The 20,294-nt window shown below is 64.6% G+C and carries 20 protein-coding genes; 8 read left to right on the forward strand and 12 right to left on the reverse strand.

What is annotated here, in order from left to right:
* Nucleotides 1-67 precede the first annotated feature (67 nt).
* Nucleotides 68-1,432: a methyl-accepting chemotaxis protein gene (locus tag WFP78_RS09695; protein ID WP_336961322.1), complete on the forward strand. Its 1,365-nt coding sequence runs from the start codon at nucleotides 68-70 to the stop codon at nucleotides 1,430-1,432.
* A 36-nt stretch (nucleotides 1,433-1,468) separates the two neighbouring features.
* Here WFP78_RS09695 and WFP78_RS09700 read toward each other — a convergent pair whose 3' ends face one another.
* From WFP78_RS09700 to WFP78_RS09730, 7 genes are all read right to left on the reverse strand, one after another.
* The gene (locus WFP78_RS09700) at nucleotides 1,469-2,485 is read right to left on the reverse strand and encodes a hypothetical protein (protein WP_336961119.1); all 1,017 of its coding nucleotides are present in this window, start codon (nucleotides 2,483-2,485) and stop codon (nucleotides 1,469-1,471) included.
* A 107-nt stretch (nucleotides 2,486-2,592) separates the two neighbouring features.
* Nucleotides 2,593-3,018, reverse strand: coding sequence for a GFA family protein (locus WFP78_RS09705; protein ID WP_336961122.1), 426 nt, complete (start codon nucleotides 3,016-3,018; stop codon nucleotides 2,593-2,595).
* A complete protein-coding gene (locus WFP78_RS09710; protein WP_336961125.1) occupies nucleotides 3,018-3,863 on the reverse strand; it encodes an AAA family ATPase in 846 nt (281 codons plus the stop codon). The genes WFP78_RS09705 and WFP78_RS09710 overlap by 1 nt, the downstream gene beginning before the upstream one ends.
* A gap of 113 nt (nucleotides 3,864-3,976) precedes the next feature.
* Complete coding sequence (locus WFP78_RS09715) at nucleotides 3,977-4,648, reverse strand: DUF6975 family protein (RefSeq protein WP_336961128.1); 672 nt, start codon at nucleotides 4,646-4,648, stop codon at nucleotides 3,977-3,979.
* Nucleotides 4,649-4,905: 257 nt separating this feature from the next.
* Nucleotides 4,906-6,948, reverse strand: a complete 2,043-nt coding sequence (gene rpoD / locus WFP78_RS09720) for an RNA polymerase sigma factor RpoD (protein WP_336961130.1) — start codon at nucleotides 6,946-6,948, stop codon at nucleotides 4,906-4,908.
* Between the two features lie 38 nt (nucleotides 6,949-6,986).
* The gene (gene dnaG / locus WFP78_RS09725) at nucleotides 6,987-8,876 is read right to left on the reverse strand and encodes a DNA primase (protein WP_336961132.1); all 1,890 of its coding nucleotides are present in this window, start codon (nucleotides 8,874-8,876) and stop codon (nucleotides 6,987-6,989) included.
* A gap of 63 nt (nucleotides 8,877-8,939) precedes the next feature.
* Nucleotides 8,940-9,392, reverse strand: a complete 453-nt coding sequence (locus WFP78_RS09730) for a GatB/YqeY domain-containing protein (protein WP_336961134.1) — start codon at nucleotides 9,390-9,392, stop codon at nucleotides 8,940-8,942.
* A 154-nt stretch (nucleotides 9,393-9,546) separates the two neighbouring features.
* On the opposite strand from WFP78_RS09730, the gene carA reads away from it, so the two are divergent.
* The 5 genes from carA to WFP78_RS09755 all read left to right on the forward strand — a co-directional run bounded on the left by carA (nucleotide 9,547) and on the right by WFP78_RS09755 (nucleotide 15,773).
* Nucleotides 9,547-10,728: a glutamine-hydrolyzing carbamoyl-phosphate synthase small subunit gene (gene carA / locus WFP78_RS09735; RefSeq protein ID WP_336961137.1), complete on the forward strand. Its 1,182-nt coding sequence runs from the start codon at nucleotides 9,547-9,549 to the stop codon at nucleotides 10,726-10,728.
* Entirely contained in the window at nucleotides 10,725-11,093 is a 369-nt protein-coding gene (locus WFP78_RS09740; RefSeq protein ID WP_336961140.1) for a ribonuclease E inhibitor RraB, read from the forward strand. The genes carA and WFP78_RS09740 overlap by 4 nt, the downstream gene beginning before the upstream one ends.
* 85 nt (nucleotides 11,094-11,178) lie before the next feature.
* A complete protein-coding gene (carB, locus tag WFP78_RS09745) occupies nucleotides 11,179-14,517 on the forward strand; it encodes a carbamoyl-phosphate synthase large subunit (RefSeq protein ID WP_336961142.1) in 3,339 nt (1,112 codons plus the stop codon).
* A 79-nt stretch (nucleotides 14,518-14,596) separates the two neighbouring features.
* A complete protein-coding gene (gene greA / locus WFP78_RS09750; protein ID WP_336961145.1) occupies nucleotides 14,597-15,073 on the forward strand; it encodes a transcription elongation factor GreA in 477 nt (158 codons plus the stop codon).
* 22 nt (nucleotides 15,074-15,095) lie between these two features.
* Nucleotides 15,096-15,773 (forward strand): rhomboid family intramembrane serine protease, encoded by a 678-nt coding sequence (locus tag WFP78_RS09755; RefSeq protein WP_336961148.1) that lies wholly within the window; start codon nucleotides 15,096-15,098, stop codon nucleotides 15,771-15,773.
* 173 nt (nucleotides 15,774-15,946) lie between these two features.
* Here the strand turns inward: WFP78_RS09755 and WFP78_RS09760 are convergent, their stop codons facing one another.
* The 5 genes from WFP78_RS09760 to WFP78_RS09780 form a co-directional block, all read right to left on the reverse strand.
* Complete coding sequence (locus tag WFP78_RS09760; protein WP_336961151.1) at nucleotides 15,947-16,165, reverse strand: DUF4170 domain-containing protein; 219 nt, start codon at nucleotides 16,163-16,165, stop codon at nucleotides 15,947-15,949.
* A gap of 141 nt (nucleotides 16,166-16,306) precedes the next feature.
* Nucleotides 16,307-17,029, reverse strand: coding sequence for a hypothetical protein (locus WFP78_RS09765; protein ID WP_336961154.1), 723 nt, complete (start codon nucleotides 17,027-17,029; stop codon nucleotides 16,307-16,309).
* Entirely contained in the window at nucleotides 17,026-17,376 is a 351-nt protein-coding gene (locus tag WFP78_RS09770; protein ID WP_336961157.1) for a hypothetical protein, read from the reverse strand. Before WFP78_RS09770 ends, WFP78_RS09765 begins: the two co-directional genes overlap by 4 nt.
* Nucleotides 17,373-17,759 (reverse strand): hypothetical protein, encoded by a 387-nt coding sequence (locus WFP78_RS09775; protein WP_336961160.1) that lies wholly within the window; start codon nucleotides 17,757-17,759, stop codon nucleotides 17,373-17,375. The genes WFP78_RS09770 and WFP78_RS09775 overlap by 4 nt, the downstream gene beginning before the upstream one ends.
* Nucleotides 17,760-17,793: 34 nt before the next feature.
* A complete protein-coding gene (locus tag WFP78_RS09780) occupies nucleotides 17,794-18,354 on the reverse strand; it encodes a hypothetical protein (protein ID WP_336961163.1) in 561 nt (186 codons plus the stop codon).
* Between the two features lie 195 nt (nucleotides 18,355-18,549).
* On the opposite strand from WFP78_RS09780, the gene eno reads away from it, so the two are divergent.
* Both eno and WFP78_RS09790 read left to right on the forward strand, forming a co-directional pair.
* Nucleotides 18,550-19,824, forward strand: coding sequence for a phosphopyruvate hydratase (gene eno / locus WFP78_RS09785; RefSeq protein ID WP_336961166.1), 1,275 nt, complete (start codon nucleotides 18,550-18,552; stop codon nucleotides 19,822-19,824).
* Between the two features lie 92 nt (nucleotides 19,825-19,916).
* Entirely contained in the window at nucleotides 19,917-20,228 is a 312-nt protein-coding gene (locus tag WFP78_RS09790) for an FtsB family cell division protein (protein ID WP_336961170.1), read from the forward strand.
* The last annotated feature ends 66 nt before the right edge of the window (nucleotides 20,229-20,294 follow it).

Below are 20,294 nucleotides of genomic sequence, written 5' to 3' on the forward strand. Positions count from 1 at the left end.
AATGCATGGTTAACCCGGCATTGTTGCCATTCACGTCAGGGGCGCGCAATCATTGGAAAAGCTGGACTTGTTGGCCGATCTTGGTGAACGGTCGGGTGACATCGCCTTGCAGTGCAGCGAGACCGCCGGCTTCCTGGGGGAAGTGAACGCGCGAATCCGGGCCGATGCCGGCCAGTTGAACGGCCTGCACGCCGACATGGCGGTGCTGGACAGCAGCCATGATGAAAGCGTGAACGCGGCGCAGGAACTGGGCCTGACGGCTCGCCGCGCCGGAACGATCATCACCGACGGGCATGAAGCGGCCGCGCTGTCCCTGGAGGAGGTGTCGCGGCTGATCGCGCATGTCACCGGGCTGGAGGGCCATTTGCGGCGCTTCCTGTCCGTCATCGAAGCGGTCGGCGGTATTTCCGACGAACTGGCGATGATCGCGCGGCAGACCCGCATGCTGGGTGTGAACGCGGCCATCGAAGCGGCGCGTGGCGGCGAGGACGCCAGGGGCTTCGCGGTGGTGGCCGACGAGATTCGGCGGCTGGCCGAACAGTCGGGGGCTTCGGCGGCATCCGTCAACGACAAGCTGGGGCAGCTGGATGGCGACGCCCGCGCGCTGATCGAGGGCGTGGAGGCCAATATCGCGCGGGGGCACGGGGTCAGCGCGCATATCGACACGTTGCGGACGACGTTGACGGAGATCGCATCGCTGGTCGGCCAGTTTCAGGAGCGGTCGGACGCCATTCTGGGCTGCACCGATGCCGCCGGGGCGGCCGTGACGGCCCTGCATGGCGCGCTGGCAGGGTTCACCCGGTCCGCGACGCAAAGCGCGGGGCAGGTCAATGAGGCAAGGATAAAGCTGGAGCGGCTGGAGGGGCTGGCCAATGACATGCTCAATACCTCCGCCCATAGCGGCGGGCGCACGCGCAACAGCCATTATATCGCGCTGGCGGAGCAGGGGGCGGACGAGGTGTCGGACCTGATCGGGCGGGCGCTTCGGGAAGGGCGCCTGTCCGCCGACGCGCTGTTCGATACGCAGTACCGCGCCATCGAGGGGGCCGACCCCCGGCAATATCTCAACGGTTTCACCGACTTTGCCGACCGGATAATCCAGCCGCTGCTGGACCGGCGCACGGCGGAAGACCCCGCCATCGTCGGCTGCTGCCTGATCGACATGAACGGCTATCTGCCGACCCATATCAGCGCGCGCAGCCAGCCGCCGCGCACGGACGACCGGATGTGGAACATGGAGCATGCCCGCAACCGGCAGATATTCATGGACAGCCAGACCCGCCGCGCGCTTGACGGCGACGATGATTTCTTCCTCTTCACCTATCGGCAGGATTTGGGCGATGGGCGCTATCGTGCGCTGCGCAGCGTCTTCGTGCCGCTGGCCTTCGAAGGGCGGCGCTGGGGCGTTTACGAGGTCGGCTACCTAATCTGATGATTGATCCAAGATTGATCTGAGCCCGCCTTCGGGTCAGCGCGCCGCCGTTATTGTCCTGCCGCCATCGGCCCGATAGGCCGTGGACGCGCGCGGCGTGGCGCCGGCGACGTCGCTGCCGTCCAATATCGCCGCGATCTGCTCGGCGGTGGGCACTCGGTCATAGACATTATAGGCGTCGGTCCGGCCGATTTCATGCATGCTCAGCTGATAGCCCGCCGCGCCGGCCCGTTTTTCCACCGTGAGCATCCGCCCGGCATCGTCGAGCGGCACGAACAGCATATCCGGATCGGCGACGGGCTGCAGCATCTGCACCTTGCCGTCGGCGAGCGCGATGCTGCCCCGGATGCACAGGCGCGACATCGGCGTGCGTGCCGGCGCATCGTCGGCCTCTGTTGCCGGCTCGGCGTCGATGATCCGTGCGCTTGCCTGGGCGGCGGCCGGGCACGCGGCCATAGCGCTGGCGACGGCGGGCGCAATCCGGGCTTGCGGCGCAAAGCGGATGGAGGACAGCATGGCGTCAAGGCCCGCCGCAACGTCGCGCGTCCGCTCGGTGGGGCCAGTGACCCGCAGCTTGACCATCCACCGTCCGGCCTGGATGAAGGCGGCGCCGGTCACGAGCGCGCCATCGGCCGCATGTTCATAAAAGCTGCGGATGGCGGCTTGGGCATGGCCGCCGGCGGCCACCGATGCAAAGGCCGTGCGCCGGGTCGCCGCGCCAAAGCGCTCGTGGATCGCCTGATCCGTCATATGGGCGGCGATGGCCGTATCGGCATGGCTGGGCAGGTAGATATAGGCCGTGGCCTGGATAACGCCGTCGGCCGACACGAATTGGGCATAATTGTCGATGCCGCTGCCGCCGCTGGAGATTTCCCCGGATTTCACGAGCGCGAGTGCCCCCATCTGGAGGGGGAATCCGACGCCGGCGGCATCGAGCGCGGCGGTGTCGCCATCGACCCGCCATGCTTCGCGCGTGGCATCGCCATCCGCCGCCTGCGCCTGCAGGCAGATCAATGAAAAGGGAAGCAGAGTCAGGGCAGTCCAACGACGCATCGCATCCATCTCCTCGACGACGGCCGTTCCGGCTCTTGTCCTGATGGAAAGGATCACATGCAAACCGGACCCGCGCAAGCGACGATTTGCGCCATTTAGGGGCTTTTTCAGCCGGCAGGGGGCATTTGCGCTTCATGATGGGGCAAATCGGGGTCGAGTTGCGCCCAGGCGGGTGCTTCCTTCGCCCAGATGATCGCCTGCGGCGCGATCAGATCGGGATCATCCAGCGCGCCGGCCCGGATAATGGTGAGGTGCGGGCGCGATTCGGCCAGGCTCAGCAAGGGCGTGCCGCATTGCGGGCAGAAGCCCCGGCGCATCCTGTTGCCGCTGTCGGCTATGCTTTCATACCAATGCACGTCGCCGCCGATCACCACCTCCTCGGTCGGGAAGATGATATTCACCGTGCCCGATCCGGCCGCCAGATACTGACACAGGCGGCACCAGCAGATGCGCGCGGCGATGGGATCGGCGGCGATAGTCATGCGTACCGCGCCGCACAGGCATCCCGCGCCGTGGATGGATCGGTCCGCCATCACTGCGTCTTTCGGCGGCTCATGAAGGCGAGGCGTTCGAACATCATGATGTCCTGCTCATTCTTCAGCAGCGCGCCGTGCAGCGGTGGGATGGCCTTGCTGCTGTCGGCGGACTGGAGCACGTCCAGCGGCATGTCCTCGGCCAGCAGCAGCTTCAGCCAGTCGAGTAGCTCGCTGGTGGAAGGCTTCTTCTTCAGGCCCGGCACCTCGCGGATGTCGTAGAAGATATCCATGGCCCGGCTGACCAGGATCTTCTGGATGGCGGGGAAGTGGACATCCACGATCTGCTGCATCGTCTCCCGCTCGGGAAAGCGGATATAGTGGAAGAAACAGCGGCGCAGGAAGGCGTCGGGCAGTTCCTTCTCATTGTTCGAGGTGATGATGACGACCGGGCGCTCGGCCGCCTTGATCGTTTCCCCGGTCTCATAGACATGGAATTCCATGCGATCGAGTTCCTGCAACAGGTCGTTGGGGAATTCGATGTCGGCCTTGTCGATCTCGTCGATCAGCAGCACGGGCAGGGTGGGGGAGGTGAACGCCTCCCACAGCTTGCCCTTGCGGATATAGTTGGAAATGTCATGTACGCGGGGGTCGCCCAGCTGGCCGTCGCGCAGCCGCGCCACCGCGTCATATTCATACAGGCCCTGATGCGCGCGGGTGGTGGACTTCACGTTCCATTCGATCAGCGGCGCGCCCAGCGCCTGCGCGATCTGCTGCGCCAGCACGGTCTTGCCCGTGCCCGGCTCCCCCTTCACCAGCAGCGGGCGGCGGAGCAGCACGGCTGCGTTGACGGCGACCTTCAGATCGTCCGTTGCGACATAATCCTCGGTGCCTTCAAAGCGCATGGGCCTGCCATTCCCCCGGTTGCAAGATATCGCATCGGGAGTAGGGGGCATGCGATTGGGGCGCAAGGTCTAACGCATGGGAAGGCCCGATGCGGGGAATGGCCGATCGAGGCTCAGTTCCCGGCGCGGATGGCGGCGCGGGCCTGGAGCAGGTCCCACAGGCCCCGATGCTGCCGCACCAGCTGGCCGGCGCCGAACAGCACGGCGCGCAGCACGGCCGGCTCGGTGGCAAGGGCATCGGCAACGGCCAGCGTTTCATTGCGCGGCGGCAGCATCGTGGCATGCGGCTCCAGTTCGAGCCGGAGCGCAACGCGGTCCAGCATCGGGCGGATGGCGCCCCAGTCGAGGATCAGCGCAAAAGCCGCGCCAATGGCGCACCCCCGCCGGTCCGATTGGGCCAGCATGTCGAGCGCGTGGCGCTGGCCCAGTACGGTCGCGTCGCAATCGCTCTGCCCGGCGGTGCTGGGCACGGGCCCCGCAGCAACGGCGATCCGCGTCAGATAGGCGCGTTCGGCCGCGAATCCCTCTATCGCCTGGACCAGCCACTGGCGGGCGGCGTTGTCGGCGCTGCGGACGGCGGCATGGTCGATCACGCCGGGGTGGCGGCCGTGCAGGACGCACAGATAATGAATGGCATCGGTCAGGTCGGCGGGCGACCGTTCGGCAAACCCGGCGGCATGGGGATGATCCGGCGTGCCCTCCACCATGACCAGGCTGGAAAGCACTTCGGCGACACCGGGGCCGGAACCGGGACCGTCATTTCGCAGTTCAACCGTCTCGCGCATACCCAGAATCCTTGTTTGCGCGGCAAGACGCTCGCGTCATTTAGACAAGCTTTGCCAGCTTTGCGTAAACGGAGGGTTTATGATGGGTGCTATTTCACGCCCATTCCGCCCCATTATGGGGAGAATTCAACGGTAAAGGGCATGGCTGCGGGCGGGGCTGCCGGTCGGCCCCTCAGCGCCGGATATGCGTATCCAGACATGCAAATGCCGGCCGAACAGGAGTTCGACCGGCATTATACGCATGCGGTGATGGAGGCTTACTGGTCGAGGAAGCTGCGCATCTTGCGGCTGCGCGAGGGGTGCTTCAACTTGCGCAGCGCCTTCGCCTCGATCTGGCGGATACGCTCGCGGGTCACGCTGAACTGCTGGCCCACTTCCTCCAGCGTGTGATCGGTGTTCATGCCGATGCCGAAGCGCATGCGCAGCACGCGTTCTTCGCGCGGCGTCAGGCTGGCCAGAACCCGCGTGACGGTTTCCTTCAGGTTCGCCTGGATCGCCGCATCCACCGGGATGATGGCGTTCTTGTCTTCGATGAAGTCGCCCAGATGGCTGTCTTCCTCGTCGCCGATCGGCGTTTCGAGGGAGATCGGCTCCTTGGCGATCTTCATCACCTTGCGGACCTTTTCCAGCGGCATGGAAAGGCGCTCGGCCATTTCCTCCGGCGTCGGCTCGCGGCCCTGCTCGTGCAGGAACTGGCGGCTGGTGCGCACCAGCTTGTTGATCGTCTCGATCATGTGGACAGGAATGCGGATGGTCCGCGCCTGATCCGCAATGGAACGCGTGATCGCCTGCCTGATCCACCAGGTGGCATAGGTGCTGAACTTGTAGCCGCGGCGATATTCGAACTTATCGACCGCCTTCATCAGGCCGATATTGCCTTCCTGGATGAGATCCAGGAACTGCAGGCCGCGATTGGTATATTTCTTGGCGATGGAGATGACGAGGCGCAGGTTCGCCTCGACCATTTCCTTCTTCGCGATGCGGGCTTCGCGCTCGCCCTTCTGCACCATGTTGACGATGCGGCGGAACTCGCTGAGCGCCATGCCGGTCGCCTGGGCGATCTCGCCGACCTCGGACCGCACGCGCTCGACCGCGCGCCCTTCGGCGGCCACGAAGGCGGTCCATTTCTTGTCGATCCTGCCGACCTTTTCCAGCCAGCCTTCGTCCAGCTCATGGCCGACATACTGGTCCAGGAAGTCCTTGCGGGGCACCTTGTGGCGCTCGGCAAGGCGCAGCATCTGGCCGCCCAGCGCGGTGAGGCGCCGGTTATAGGCATAGAGCTGATCGACGAGATATTCGATCTTCTGCTGGTGGAACTGGACGCTCTCGACCTGTGCTGTCAGGTCTTCGCGCAGCTGCTGGTAATAGTCCTCCGCCTTCTGGCTCAGCGCATCGCCATTGGCCATGGCGGCGAGGCGGGTTTCCTGTGCCTTGGAAAAGGCCCGGAAAATCTCCGTGATGGTCGCGAATTTCTCAAGCGCCATCGGCTTGAGCGTCTCTTCCATCTGGGCGAGGGAGAGGGTGTTGTCCTCCTCATCCTCTTCCTCCACGCGCGGGGCGCGGCGCTCGGTCATCGAGTCCTCGTCCTCCCCGTCGGCGGATTCCTCCTCGGGCTCTTCCTCTTCCTTGAAGCTGGGGCCGGCGGTCTTCGCACTGATCTCGCCGTCGTCGTCGCTGTCCTCGTCGGTCAGGCTTTCGGGCGCGGGGTCCTTGGACAGCATCGCGTCGAGATCCAGGATCTCGCGCAGCTGCATCTCGCCATTGTTGAGGGCGGTGGACCATTCGATGATCGCGTTGAAGGTCGTCGGGCTTTCGCACAGGCCCAGGATCATCGTGTCGCGCCCGGCCTCGATCCGCTTGGCGATGGCGATTTCGCCCTCGCGGCTGAGCAGCTCGACCGCGCCCATCTCGCGCAGGTACATGCGCACCGGGTCATCGGTGCGGTCGATCGTTTCCTTCTTCTTTTCGGCGACCGGGCGCGACGCGCCGTCATCGTCATCCTCGTCGGCCGAATCGGCGGTGTCGGTATCGTCCTCGCGCGGTTCGTCGCCGTCTTCGCTGGCTTCTTCGTTCTCGACGATGTTGACGCCCATGTCGTTGAGTGCCGACATGACATCCTCGATCTGCTCGGAAGACATCTGGTCCTGCGGCAGGGCGGCGTTCAGTTCATCATAGGTGATGTAACCGCGCTTCTTGGCGCGGACGATCAGCTTCTTGACCGAAGCCTCATTGAGGTCGAGCAGCGGGGCATCGCCGGTATCCGTATCCTCGCCCGCACCTTTATTCGCCTTGCTTGCCATCTATTCGCCTTGACCCCAGTGGCCCATGAACGGGCCAATCACATCATATCTTCCGGTTGCATCAGGTCGGCGAGTCGCCGCTGATGTTCCGCTTGCATCTTCAGCAGCCGCTGCTGCTGTTCCAGGCTGTCTTCGTCCAGTGCCGCCATCGCCTGCCGTGTGGCCTGCGCCAGCGCCGCCTCGATCTCCGGCCCTGCAGCCATCACCCGAATCGCTTCCCTCAGATCGCGCCGCGCACGATCAGGATCGGCCTGTTTGCGGGTAAAGGTGAAGGTCAGCGCATCGGCCCGGAGTAGCCCTTTCGCCATATTATACACATCACCTTGGCCCAATATGGTAAGGAGTGTGTCTATTTCAACAATTTCTTCTGCTCCAGCCGCAGACAAAAGTCCGCGAACCAGATCAGCCAGCCCTTTATCAGCGATTGAAAGGGCCGAGAGTTCCTCCCGGTTGCGCCGAATTTCGTCCGGATAGCGAATCAATCCGCCCAGAACCGCACGCAGAAGGCGCGCCTCCATGCCCGTCGCGCCGATGGCGCGCGCCTCCTCGGTCGCCGGGGGCAGGGGCGGGGTCCAGCGGCCCTTGCCGCCGCCATTGCGGGGGGCGTTCCACTGACGCTGGCCCTGTGGCACGAAAGGCTGCTGCTGGCGCCGCGCAAAGAACAGCGCGTCATAGCGCTCGCGGAAGATCTGCTGATAATGGGCGCGGATGTCCGGGTGGGCGATCTGTTCGACGATGGCCGACAACCGCTGCTTGAAGCCCGCGCGCTGTTCCGGCGTGTCGAGTGGCGCCGCGGCCATCTCATGCGCCCACAGCCGTTCCACCAGCGCCTCGGCAGCGGCCAGCACCGCTTCGAACGCACCGGAGCCCGCGCTGCGGACCAGATCGTCGGGGTCCTGCCCCGCCGGCAATGTCGCAAAGGCAAGGCTGTGGCCGGGGCGCAGCAGGGGCAGGGCGCGGATCGCGGCGCGGATCGCTGCCTTCTGCCCCGCCGCATCGCCATCGAAGCAGAGGATCGGCACCTCCACCATCTTCCACAGCCGCTCGATCTGATGTTCGGTGAGCGCGGTGCCCAGCGGCGCCACGCTTTCGCCAAAGCCCGCCTGCGACAAGGCGATGACGTCCATATAGCCTTCGACCACGATCACCCGGCCGCTGTGGCGCGAGGCGGGGGATGCCTTGTCCAGATTATAGAGCGTGCGCCCCTTGTCGAACAGCGGCGTATCGGGCGAGTTCAGATATTTGGGCTCGCCCGCGCCCAGGATGCGCCCGCCAAAGGCGATCACCCGGCCGCGCGCGTCGCGGATCGGGATCATCAGCCGGCCACGGAAGCGGTCGTAGCTCTCCCGCTTCCTGGCTGCCCCGTCGCCTTCCGGGTCGATCAGCATGCCGGCTTCGATCAGCATCGGTTCGCCGAAGTCGCGCAAGGCGGTTTTCAGCTTGCCGCGGGAATCCGGGGAATAGCCAAAGCCGAAGGTCCGGCGCGTGTCATCGCTGATCTGGCGGCGTTTGAGGTAATCGCGCGCCTCGCTGCCGTCGATGCCGGCCAGTTGCTCTTCGAAAAAGCCCTGGGCCGCCGCCATGACGTCATGCAGGCCCTTGGCCTGTTCGGCACGCTTGGCGGCGCGCGGATCGGCCGCGGGCACCTCCATGCCGGCGGTTGCCGCCAGTTCCTTCACCGCCTCCATGAAGGGCAGGCCGCGCTGGTCGGTCATCCAGCGGATGGCGTCGCCATGCGCGCCGCAACCGAAACAGTGGTAGAATCCCTTTTCGTCGTTGATCGTGAAGCTGGGCGTCTTCTCGTTATGAAAGGGGCAGCAGGCCTTGTACTCGCGCCCGGCCTTCTGGACCTTTACCGTCTTGCCGATCAGCGTCGACAGCGTCGTGCGCGCGCGCAGTTCGTCCAGCCATTGGGGAGACAGGCTCATGGCCGCGCCTCCGTCCCGAACCCCGGCCTTTTGGCGGCGGAGCGGGGTGTCGCGGCAGGGAAATCAGGCAAGCGCCGCCTTCACCAGGGCGCTGGCCTTGCTCATGTCGATGACGGTGCCGTGGCGTTCCTTCAGCAGGGCCATCACCTTGCCCATGTCCTTCACGCTGGCCGCGCCGACTTCTGCCTTGATCGCCTCGATCGCGGCGGTCGTTTCCGCTTCGCTGAGCTGGCTGGGCAGGAAGCCTTCGATGACGGCAAGCTCGGCCTGCTCCTTGGCGGCCAGCTCCATGCGGCCGCCGGTCTCGAACATGGCGATGGATTCGCGGCGCTGCTTGGCCATCTTCTGCAGCACGTCGACCACGACGGCATCGTCGTCCGGCACCGACGAGGCGGTGCGCAATTCGATGTCGCGATCCTTCAGCTTGGCCAGGATCAGGCGGACCGCGGCCAGCCGATCCTTCTCTCCCGCCTTCATCGCCTCGATCTGGGCAGTTTTGATGGCGTCGCGAATCATGGGCGAGTGCGTCCTTATGTTTTCGGAAAGGAAGCAATATAACGGCAAAAGAGATTTTTAACAGGAGTTGACCTGTTACCATCTGCAGCCTAGGTCGCGGGCCGTTTAACCCGTAGAAAACGGGACCCCGCAAAAGCATAAAGGACCGCATGTCATGGCAGACGCCAAAACCCTAACTGTGCCCAAGGGAGCGACGGGGGTATTGGTTTTTGCAGACGGCGCCTGCGTCTTCGGCCGCGGCTTCGGCGCGGTGGGCGATGCGGTGGGCGAGCTGTGCTTCAACACGTCGATCACCGGCTATCAGGAGATCATGACCGATCCCAGCTATGCCGGCCAGATCATCACCTTCACCTTCCCCCATATCGGCAATGTCGGCACCAATGCGGAGGATGTGGAGGCGAGCCAGCCCTTCGCGCTGGGCTGCGTGGTGCGGGAGGATGTGACGGCGCCCAGCAATTTCCGCAACATCCTGCCGTTCGACACATGGATGAAGCAGCAGGGGCGCATCGGCATCTCCGGCGTCGACACCCGCGCGCTCACCCGCATGATCCGGCTGAAGGGCGCGCCCAATGCGGTGATCGCCCATGATCCCGAGGGCAAGTTCGATATCGCCGCGCTCGCCGCCAAGGCAAAGGCATGGCCGGGGCTGGAAGGCATGGACCTCGCCATCGAAGTCACCCATCCCCAGCGCCGGGAGTGGACGGACGGCATCTGGACGCTCGGCCATGGCTATGCGCTGAACCAGGCGGGCGAAAATAGCCCCCATGTTGTCGCGATCGACTATGGCGCGAAGGACAATATCTTCCGCAACCTGGTGAAGGCCGGCGCCCGCGTGACGGTGCTGCCCGCCGACACCAGCTATGAAGCGGTGGCGGCGCTCAAGCCCGACGGCGTGTTCCTCTCCAACGGCCCGGGCGATCCGGCGGCGACCGGCGTCTATGCGGTGCCGGTGATCGCGTCGGTTCTGCAGGCCGATATCCCGGTGTTCGGCATCTGCCTTGGCCACCAGCTGCTTGGTCTCGCCGTGGGCGCGAAGACGGTGAAGATGCATCAGGGCCATCGCGGCGCGAACCATCCGGTCAAGCGGCTCTCGGATGGCGCGGTGGAGATCACCAGCATGAACCATGGCTTCGCCGTGGATGCCGACACCTTGCCCGCCAATGTACGCCCGACCCATATATCGCTGTTCGACGGTAGCAATGCCGGCCTAGAACTCACTGACAGAAATGCCTTTTCGGTGCAGTATCACCCGGAAGCCTCGCCGGGTCCGCAGGATAGTTTCTACCTGTTCAAGCGGTTCGTGGACGGCCTGAAACCCCAGGAGGTGAAGGCATGAGCATCAAGCTGCCAGAGGTCGATCCCGCCCGGCTGGACGCGGAATGGGCGGCGGACAAGGACGTGCTCGCCAACCTCGCCGCCAATGGCGACAAGGCGCGCATCAAGCGCCCCGTGGACGTCAGCTTCCGGGGCAGCGAAAAGGATTTCGAGCGGCTGCTGGTCGTCGCCAGCCAATTCGGCTTCGTCGAGCTTGATCGCGAGGAGGACGAGGAAGGCGACCTCTACCTCTTCCTCGAATGCGAACAGGCGGTGGACGAAGCGTCGATCCGCGCGCTGACGAAGACATGCCTGCAGCTCGAAATGCTGTTCGACCTGGAATATGACGGCTGGGGCTGCGAAGCCGTGACGGGGGCGGTGCATTGATGACGCACGGCGGCTTGTCACAGGCGCTCGATCTCAGGAATGGCCATATCGGCAACGAAGCACAATCCAAGGCTGATAAGAACTAATGCCCAAGCGCACCGACATCTCATCCATCCTCGTCATTGGCGCTGGTCCGATCATCATCGGGCAGGCGTGCGAGTTCGATTATTCCGGGACGCAGGCGGTGAAGGCGCTCAAGGAAGAGGGCTATCGCATCATCCTGGTCAATTCGAACCCGGCGACGATCATGACCGATCCCGAGCTGGCCGACGCGACCTATATCGAGCCGATCACGCCGGAAATCGTGGCGAAGATCATCGAGAAGGAGCGGCCGGACGCGGTGCTGCCGACCATGGGCGGGCAGACGGCGCTCAATACGGCGCTGGCGCTGTTCAACGACGGCACGCTGGAGAAATATGGCGTGCAGATGATCGGTGCCGATGCCGAGGCGATCGACAAGGCCGAAGATCGCATCAAGTTCCGCGACGCGATGGACAAGATCGGCCTGGAAAGCGCGCGTTCACGCATCGCGCATACGATCGAGGAAGCGCTGGAGGGGCTGGAATTCACCGGCCTGCCGTCGATCATCCGTCCCAGCTTCACCATGGGCGGCACCGGCGGCGGCATCGCCTATAATCGCGACGAGTTCGTGAAGATCGTGACCGGCGGCCTGGATGCGTCGCCCACGACCGAGGTGCTGATCGAGGAATCGCTGCTCGGCTGGAAGGAATATGAGATGGAGGTCGTGCGGGACAAGCACGACAATGCCATCATCATCTGTTCCATCGAGAATGTGGACCCGATGGGTGTCCATACCGGCGACAGCATCACCGTCGCCCCGGCGCTGACGCTGACCGACAAGGAATATCAGATCATGCGTTCGGCGAGCATCGCCGTGCTGCGTGAAATCGGCGTGGAAACAGGTGGTTCGAACGTACAGTTCGCAGTCAATCCCAAGGACGGCCGGCTTGTCGTCATCGAGATGAACCCGCGCGTGTCGCGCTCTTCCGCGCTGGCGTCGAAGGCCACTGGCTTCCCGATCGCGAAGGTCGCGGCGAAGCTGGCGGTCGGCTATACGCTGGACGAGATCGTCAACGACATCACCGGCGCGACCCCGGCCAGCTTCGAGCCGACCATCGACTATGTCGTGACGAAGATCCCGCGCTTCGCCTTCGAGAAGTTCAAGGGCGCCGAACCGCTGCTGGGCACCGCCATGAAGTCCGTGGGCGAAGTGATGGCCATTGGCCGCAACATCCACGAATCCCTGCAAAAGGCGCTGCGGGGCCTGGAGACCGGGCTTTCCGGCTTCAATCAGGTCGATCATCTTGTGGGCGCGCCCAGGGACGACATCATCGCCGCGCTCTCCCTGCCCACGCCCGACCGGCTGCTGGTGGCCGCGCAGGCGCTGCGTGAAGGTCTGACCGTCGCGGAAATCCACGCCATCGCCAAATATGACCCCTGGTTCCTTGAGCGGATCAAGGAGATTGTGGATGCGGAAGGCGAAGTGCTGAAAAACGGCCTGCCGCGCGATGCGGCGGGCATGCGTCGCCTCAAATCCATGGGCTTTTCCGACAAGCGGCTCGCCTGGCTGGCGCTGCAATCGGCCAATGTCGCGCGGGGCATGGAAGCGGCGATCCGTCGCGGTTCCGGTCTTGTGCGCGATGCCGTGGTCGCGATGACCGGCGGCGTGACCGAGGACGAGGTGCGCGCGCTGCGCCACAGGCTGGGCGTGCGCCCGGTCTTCAAGCGCATCGACACCTGCGCCGCCGAGTTCGAGGCGAAGACGCCTTATATGTATTCGACCTATGAAGCGCCGATCTTCGGCGAGCCCGAGAATGAGGCGCAGCCGAGCGACCGGAAAAAGGTCGTGATCCTGGGCGGCGGGCCGAACCGGATCGGGCAGGGCATCGAGTTCGACTATTGCTGCTGCCATGCCTGCTTCGCGCTGGACGAGGTCGGTTATGAAACGATCATGATCAACTGCAACCCGGAAACGGTCTCGACCGATTATGACACGTCGGATCGCCTCTATTTCGAGCCGCTGACGGCGGAGGACGTGCTGGAAATCCTGCATGTCGAGCAGTCCAACGGCACGCTGGCCGGCGTGATCGTGCAGTTCGGTGGCCAGACCCCGCTGAAGCTGGCGCAGGCGCTGGAGGATGCGGGCATCCCCATTCTTGGCACCTCGCCCGACGCCATCGACCTTGCCGAGGATCGCGAGCGCTTTGCCGCGCTGATCGACCGGCTCGGCCTGAAACAGCCGGCCAACGGCATCGCGCGCAGCCGGGAAGAGGCGATCGCCGTCGCTACGCGCATCGGCTATCCGGTGCTGATGCGCCCCAGCTATGTGCTGGGTGGCCGCGCCATGGAGATCGTGGACGGCCAGGCGCAGCTAGAGGAATATATCACCACCGCCGTCCAGGTATCGGGCGACTCGCCCGTGCTGATCGACCAGTATCTGCGCGACGCCATCGAGGTGGACGTGGATGCGCTGTGCGATGGCGACGATGTGGTCGTGGCCGGCGTGCTCCAGCATATCGAGGAAGCCGGCGTCCATTCCGGCGACAGCGCCTGCTCGCTGCCGCCTTATAGCCTCAGCACGGAGATCATCGCGGAAATCGACCGGCAGGCCGACATATTGGCGCGGGCGCTCAGCGTGCGCGGCCTGATGAACGTGCAATTCGCGGTGAAGGACGGGCAGGTCTACCTGATCGAGGTGAACCCGCGCGCCAGCCGCACCGTGCCCTTCGTCGCCAAGGCCATCGGTTCGCCCATCGCCAAGATCGCCGCGCGCGTGATGGCGGGCGAAAAGCTGAAGGATCTGCCGACCATCGACCGGCACGCGATCGACCATATCGCGGTGAAGGAAGCGGTGTTCCCCTTCGCGCGCTTCCCCGGCGTCGATCCGGTGCTTTCGCCGGAAATGAAATCGACCGGCGAGGTCATGGGCATCGACCGGGATTTCGCGACGGCCTTCGCCAAGGCGCAGATCGCGGCGGGCACTATCCTGCCGAACGGCGGCACCGTGTTCATTTCCGTGAAGGACAGCGACAAGGAGGTCATCCTGCCCGCCGCCCGCAAGATCGCGGACCTTGGCTTCTCCATCATCGCCACCACCGGCACGGCCCGTTTCCTGGGGGAACAGGGCATTGCGGTGGAAACGGTGAACAAGGTCGCGCAGGGCCGCCCGCATATCGTGGACCGGATCACCGACGGCGCCGTGGACCTCATCTTCAACACCACGGAAGGGTGGCAGTCGCTCAAGGACAGCCAGTCGATCCGCGCGGTGGCGCTGCGCCTCAAGATCCCGAGCTTCACGACGGCGGCGGCCAGCGTGGCGGCGGTGGACGCGATCGAGGCGTTGCGCGCGCGTCCCCTTGAAGTCAGGCCCCTGCAATCTTATAACCTACAACCGCAGGCTTGATCCCCCACATCATCACGCTGCGAGTGTCCCCGTACAGGGCGGGGCCGCATATGGGGCTTATTGACGAAGGATTCGCATAATGGCGACCGTGGAAAAAATGCCGATGCTGCAGGCGGGCTATGAAAAGCTCTCTGCCCAGCTCCGTGAACTGAAGGCCGAGCGGCCGCAGATCGTGGACGCGATCGAAGAAGCACGCGCGCATGGCGACCTGTCGGAAAATGCCGAATATCATGCCGCGAAAGAGCGTCAGGGCCAGGTGGAGGCGACGATCGCCGATCTGGAGGACAAGCTGTCGCGTGCCCAGATCATCGATCCCAAGACGCTGTCGGGCAACAAGATCGTGTTCGGCGCCACCGTCACCCTGCTGGATGAGGACGACAAGCCCGTCCGTTACCAGATTGTGGGGCAAGCGGAGGCCGATGCGCGCCTGGGCATGATCAGCTATAACAGCCCGCTCGGGCGCGCCCTTATCGGCCGCCTGGTGGGTGACGAGATAGAAGTCACGGTCCCGTCAGGGGACAAGTTCTATCTGGTCGACAAGATCGAGTTTATCTGAACACCCATTGGAACATCGGATCATGCGCATCCCCCATGGCCGCATGACCGATTGGCTGGCGGCCGTCACCACCGCCATCTTCCTGCTGCTCTGGCTTGCCGGGCAGATCGACTATGCGGCGCTGGTCGGCGGCTTCATCCCGGCACGCGTGACGGATGCGGCGGCGGTGGTCGCGCAGGGCGCGCCCGCAACGATGCTGCCGGTGTGGCTGACACCGCTCAGCGCCACGCTGGTCCACGCCAACTGGCTGCATATCGCGTTCAACATGCTGATGCTGTTCTTCTGCGGCCGGCATGTGGAGCATGTGACGGGGCCGTGGCTGCTGCTCGCCCTCTATGCCATCGGTGCCTATGCCTCGGCCGGGGCGGAGTGGCTGTTCACCATGCATGCCCTGAACCCGATGGTCGGCGCGAGCGGGGCCATTTCGGCACTGCTGGCGACCTATGCGCTGCTCTACAGCCAGCAGAAGGTGAAGGCGGTCGGCCCCATTTCCGCCAATGCGGTGCGCATCCTCTGGCTGGCCGCCGGCTGGACGGCGATCCAGATCATGATCGGGCTGGCGATGCGCGGGGATGGGCTGGGCGTCGGCCAGGTCGCGATTGCCGCCCATATCGGCGGTTTCGTCGCGGGGCTGCTCGTGACCCGGCCGCTGCTCCACCTGCGGTTCCGCAAGGGGCTGAAGGGGCTGGCCAAGCGTTAGAGCATGATCCGATCCGATTGTCCCGGATCATGCGTCTTTGGCCGCGCAGGCGCATTGTTCACGCGCCGGAAGAATGCACGCGCCAGATGATGTCATCCGACTGAACCGGCTTGGGCGCAATGCCCGGCAGGCCTTTGCCCTGTCGATAAGGGGTGTCGACCGGCTGGACGCGATCAGGCGTGCGCGTCGGGTTCCATCAGGCGATGGAGATGCACGACGACATATTTCATTTCGGCATCGTCGACCGTGCGCTGGGCGGCGGCGCGCCAGGCCTTTTCGGCCGTAGCGAAATCAGGGAACACGCCGACGAAATCGATCGCCGAAAGGTCTTCGAATTCCAGCGTCTGGGGGTCTTTAACGCGACCGCCCATCACCAGATGCATCTTGCTCATGGCGAACCCTTTTCCTGTTGCGAAAGGTTGAGAAACTGCGACGGCCCCTAGCAGCGGCAACCCGTCATTCCAAGGCCGGAAACATAAAAAGCCCGGCAAAAAGCCGGGCTCTTAGACGAAAGCAGGGGGTGGGGATAAGGGCTATTGCGGATCGAGCGTTTCCCGTACCTTCTTGCCAGCCGCGATCAGCGCTTCGCCGGTATGGCTGGCGGCCGTCTCGGCAAGGCGAGAGGCCTTTTGCGGAATGCGCGCCTTCTCGATCCCGACCCGCGCCGCATGGGCGGCTTCCATGGCCTTCGTGCGCACCAGCCCTGGAATGTCGGCATCCCCGATGGCCGTGCGCGCGGTGCTGGCCGCATCGCTTGCCCTTTCCAGCGCGAGCCCGGCGATCTCGATCGCCCGGGCCTTGGTCGCGGAGGCCGCGTCTGCCGCGATGTCGCGCGCCGAAGCCGTGAGTTCGCCTGCCCTGCTGCGGACATTGGCGGCAAGCTCGCTTTCCGCCGCCGCCTCGCCCAGCGCCCTGGCGCGTGCAAGTGCGCCGCTGGCGACATCGGGCGCATTGCGGGCCGCCGATTTCATGGCGCCGCGCACCTTGGGAAACAACATGGCGATCGCCGCGCCGGCCGCGACGGCGGCGGCGGTCGCGGCAAGCGGATGTTCGTTGATCAGGCGATTGGCCGCATCGGCCGCCCGGAACGTCTTGTCCTTCGCGCCGGCATAGGCGGCGCCGGCCTTCTTGCGGGCTTCCGATGCGTTCGTCAGCGCCGTGGCGCTTCCTTCCTTCAACCGGTCGGCGGTCGTTGCCGCCTTGGCCCGGGCAAAGTCGCGCGCGCGTTCGATCTGGTCGTAGATATCGTTGCTCATGTCCGTTCCTCTCGACTGTCCGTGTCGGACCGTCGCTCACGATAGCGCCCGATCCTATCCCTCGCCTGAACGAATAATCTGCAGGAAAGTGCCGTGATCGGGCGACGGAAAATCCAGCCGAAAATGGCTGCGGCGACGGCGCCCAGCGCCCAGGGATGCGCGCGCGCCGCTTTCCCGGCGCCTTTGGCCATCGTCCGCGCCTGAACCGAAGCCTGATCGACAAGGTCGGACTTCAGCCGATCCGGCGACAGGCGTGATCGCGCTTCGGCGACATCGGCAAGCAATGTCGCCCTTGCCGCCGCCGCGCGGGACGATGCGGCCAGATAGTCTTCCCGAAGGTCGCTCATTGCCGGATGTCCGCCAGCATGTGCCGGATGCGCCCGCGCGCGGCCAGGGCGAGGATGATACTGATGCCGATCCCTCCGGCGGATACGGCGGCGGTCGCGCCAAGGGGCGTCAGCAAGGGCGCAAGCGCGATGACCAGCCCGATCAGCAACGTCACCAGCGCGGCGAACAGCAGGATCAGGGCGACGACCAGCAGGATGGCCGCCGTCCGCACCCCGGCGCCTACCAGCGCCGCGCGCAGTTTCTGCCGATCCAGTTCCGCCTCGGCATAGTCGCGGCCAGATGCGATGAGCCGCGCGATCACGTCACGTAGCGGCTCCTGCTCCTCTTCCCCGGGCAATTCTTCCCTGGGCAATAGCGCCGCGTCGGCGTCAATGTCTGTCACGCGATCCCGCTCCGTGCGTGCGGTAAAGGAAAGGTCAGGCCTCTTCCCCACCCGAACCCTTGGCGAGCCGCATCAGTACGAACCCGACGACGGCGGCCGCGCCAATGGCCACGGCAGGGCTCTTGCGCACGAAATTCCGCGCTTCGGACGCCAGCTGGTCGATATCCTTCGCGTCGAGGGACTTGGCCGCTCCGGCAACCGCTTCGGCGGCATAGCGCGCATAGTCGCCATATTGCGGCCCCAGCTTGGCATCCACGGTGCCCGCGGTGTCGGAGATCAGCCTGGCAAGGCCCTGCATGGTGGAGCCGGTCTTGTCCTTGGCCGTATCCGCCGCGGAACGCGCGGTCTTCGCGGCTTGTGCCTTGATATTCCCGGCCTGCGCCTTCCAGTCGGTCGATGCCGCCTTGGACTTTGCCCTGGCACTCGGGGCCTTCGCACTCGGCGCCTTGGCGCGCGGGGCGGCGCGCTTGGTCACGGCCTTTACCGACGCGACCTTCTCCGCCTTGGGGGCCGCCTTGGCCGCTGCGGGCACCTTTTTCGCGCGCGGCTTGCGGGCCGGCTTCTCGGGCTGGGCGGGCGCTGGGATATCGGCCATCGTCTTTTTCCTCCTGCGGCTTGGGTCAGGCAACCAATGCTTGGGCGAATTATCAGTTCCGCTACCGTAATACACCCCGTAATCTGCGCAATGGAGGAAGTCGGCGATTTCGTCGCATTGCAATATGAGGCTGCTCTGGCTAATCGGACCGCAGCCATACACTCCGCCGAACATTATGTTGACAAGGGGACACGCATGACCGCCATTCTCGATATCCATGCCCGCCAGATTCTCGACAGCCGCGGCAACCCCACTGTCGAAGTCGACGTCATGCTGGAGGATGGCAGCCTGGGCCGCGCCGCGGTGCCCTCGGGCGCCTCGACCGGCGCCTATGAGGCGGTGGAAAAGCGCGATGGCGACAAGAGCAGATATCTGGGCAAGGGCGTGCTGCAGGCGGTTGCCGCGGTCAATGGCGAGATTGCCGACGCGGTGCGCGGCCTGGAAGCCGAGGATCAGGGCGAGGTCGACGCGGCGATGATCGCGCTGGACGGCACGGAGAACAAGGGACGCCTGGGTGCCAACGCGATCCTGGGCGTCAGCCTGGCGACCGCGAAGGCCGCCGCCGATGCGCGCGGCCTGCCGCTCTATCGCTATGTCGGCGGCGTTTCCGCCCATGTGCTGCCGGTGCCGATGATGAACATCATCAATGGCGGCGAACATGCCGACAATCCCATCGACTTCCAGGAATTCATGGTGATGCCCGTCGGTGCGGAAAGCATTGCCGACGCCGTGCGCATCGGCGCGGAAATCTTCCATACGCTGAAGAAGGGCCTGCACGACAAGGGGCTGGCGACGGCCGTGGGCGACGAGGGCGGCTTTGCCCCCAATCTGGCGTCGACCACCGATGCGCTCGACTTCATCATGGCCTCCATCGAGAAGGCCGGCTACACGCCGGGCGACGATGTCGTGCTGGCGCTGGATTGCGCCTCGACCGAATTCTTCAAGAACGGCAAATATGAGATGGTGGGCGAGGGCAAGAGCCTGACCTCCGCCGAGATGGCCGACTATCTTGCCGACCTGTGCGCCCGCTATCCGATCAAGTCGATCGAGGACGGCATGGGCGAGGATGATTTCGAAGGCTGGAAGATTCTGACGGACAAGATCGGTTCGTCAGTTCAGCTCGTCGGCGACGACCTGTTCGTGACCAATCCGAAGCGCCTTGCCATGGGCATCGAAAAGGGCCTGGCGAACTCCCTGCTCGTCAAGGTGAACCAGATCGGTTCGCTGACAGAAACTCTCGCGGCCGTCGGCCTCGCGCAGCGTTCTTCCTATACCGCGGTGATGTCGCACCGTTCCGGCGAGACCGAGGATGCGACCATTGCCGACCTTGCCGTGGCCACGAACTGCGGCCAGATCAAGACCGGGTCGCTGGCCCGTTCCGATCGGCTCGCCAAGTATAACCAGTTGATTCGTATCGAAGAAGAGCTGGGTGACATTGCCGTCTTCGCGGGTCGTTCGATCTTCAGGTGAAATCTTTGCGGTAATGCCAGGAAAATGGGGCGGAACTGCGCGTTCTGTCACATTTTTCTTGCATCCTTAATAGGGTTGTGATTCAACGGGCCATGGCGCATATTGCAAAGCTCAGGATGTTGCTTTTCTCGGCTTTCGGCCCGGCATTCGCCATATTCCTGCTCCTGCTGTTCGCCGGCTATGCCGTGCTCGGCCCCAGCGGCATCCTGGCATGGGGCGATTACACGCGCCAGTTGCGGGACAGCCGGGCGGAGTTGGCCGTGGTGCAGGCCGAACGGTCCCGCCTGCGCAACAGGGTCAACCTGCTCAATCCCCGCCATGCCGATCCCGATCTTGTGGAAGAGCTGGTGCGCCGCGACCTCAATGTCTACCATCCCGATGAGGTCATTGTTCCACTGAACTGATTTAACCGATATGGTACAGGAATGTGCAGCATTTGCCTTTTCCTGCCGGCCCTCCATTGCATTTCC

It is taken from the genome of Sphingobium aquiterrae, from assembly GCF_037154135.1.
Taxonomy (GTDB): Bacteria; Pseudomonadota; Alphaproteobacteria; order Sphingomonadales; family Sphingomonadaceae; genus Sphingobium; species Sphingobium aquiterrae.

Bases quoted from the DNA above. Each gene is read 5' to 3' on its own strand.
- WFP78_RS09700 (WP_336961119.1), bottom strand. From the start codon at position 2,485: ATGCGTCGTTGGACTGCCCTGACTCTGCTTCCCTTTTCATTGATCTGC.
- WFP78_RS09705 (WP_336961122.1), bottom strand. From the start codon at position 3,018: ATGGCGGACCGATCCATCCACGGCGCGGGATGCCTGTGCGGCGCGGTA.
- WFP78_RS09710 (WP_336961125.1), bottom strand. From the start codon at position 3,863: ATGCGCTTTGAAGGCACCGAGGATTATGTCGCAACGGACGATCTGAAG.
- WFP78_RS09715 (WP_336961128.1), bottom strand. From the start codon at position 4,648: ATGCGCGAGACGGTTGAACTGCGAAATGACGGTCCCGGTTCCGGCCCC.
- rpoD (WP_336961130.1), bottom strand. From the start codon at position 6,948: ATGGCAAGCAAGGCGAATAAAGGTGCGGGCGAGGATACGGATACCGGC.
- dnaG (WP_336961132.1), bottom strand. From the start codon at position 8,876: ATGAGCCTGTCTCCCCAATGGCTGGACGAACTGCGCGCGCGCACGACG.
- WFP78_RS09730 (WP_336961134.1), bottom strand. From the start codon at position 9,392: ATGATTCGCGACGCCATCAAAACTGCCCAGATCGAGGCGATGAAGGCG.
- carA (WP_336961137.1), top strand. From the start codon at position 9,547: ATGGCAGACGCCAAAACCCTAACTGTGCCCAAGGGAGCGACGGGGGTA.
- WFP78_RS09740 (WP_336961140.1), top strand. From the start codon at position 10,725: ATGAGCATCAAGCTGCCAGAGGTCGATCCCGCCCGGCTGGACGCGGAA.
- carB (WP_336961142.1), top strand. From the start codon at position 11,179: ATGCCCAAGCGCACCGACATCTCATCCATCCTCGTCATTGGCGCTGGT.
- greA (WP_336961145.1), top strand. From the start codon at position 14,597: ATGGCGACCGTGGAAAAAATGCCGATGCTGCAGGCGGGCTATGAAAAG.
- WFP78_RS09755 (WP_336961148.1), top strand. From the start codon at position 15,096: ATGCGCATCCCCCATGGCCGCATGACCGATTGGCTGGCGGCCGTCACC.
- WFP78_RS09760 (WP_336961151.1), bottom strand. From the start codon at position 16,165: ATGAGCAAGATGCATCTGGTGATGGGCGGTCGCGTTAAAGACCCCCAG.
- WFP78_RS09765 (WP_336961154.1), bottom strand. From the start codon at position 17,029: ATGAGCAACGATATCTACGACCAGATCGAACGCGCGCGCGACTTTGCC.
- WFP78_RS09770 (WP_336961157.1), bottom strand. From the start codon at position 17,376: ATGAGCGACCTTCGGGAAGACTATCTGGCCGCATCGTCCCGCGCGGCG.
- WFP78_RS09780 (WP_336961163.1), bottom strand. From the start codon at position 18,354: ATGGCCGATATCCCAGCGCCCGCCCAGCCCGAGAAGCCGGCCCGCAAG.
- eno (WP_336961166.1), top strand. From the start codon at position 18,550: ATGACCGCCATTCTCGATATCCATGCCCGCCAGATTCTCGACAGCCGC.
- WFP78_RS09790 (WP_336961170.1), top strand. From the start codon at position 19,917: ATGGCGCATATTGCAAAGCTCAGGATGTTGCTTTTCTCGGCTTTCGGC.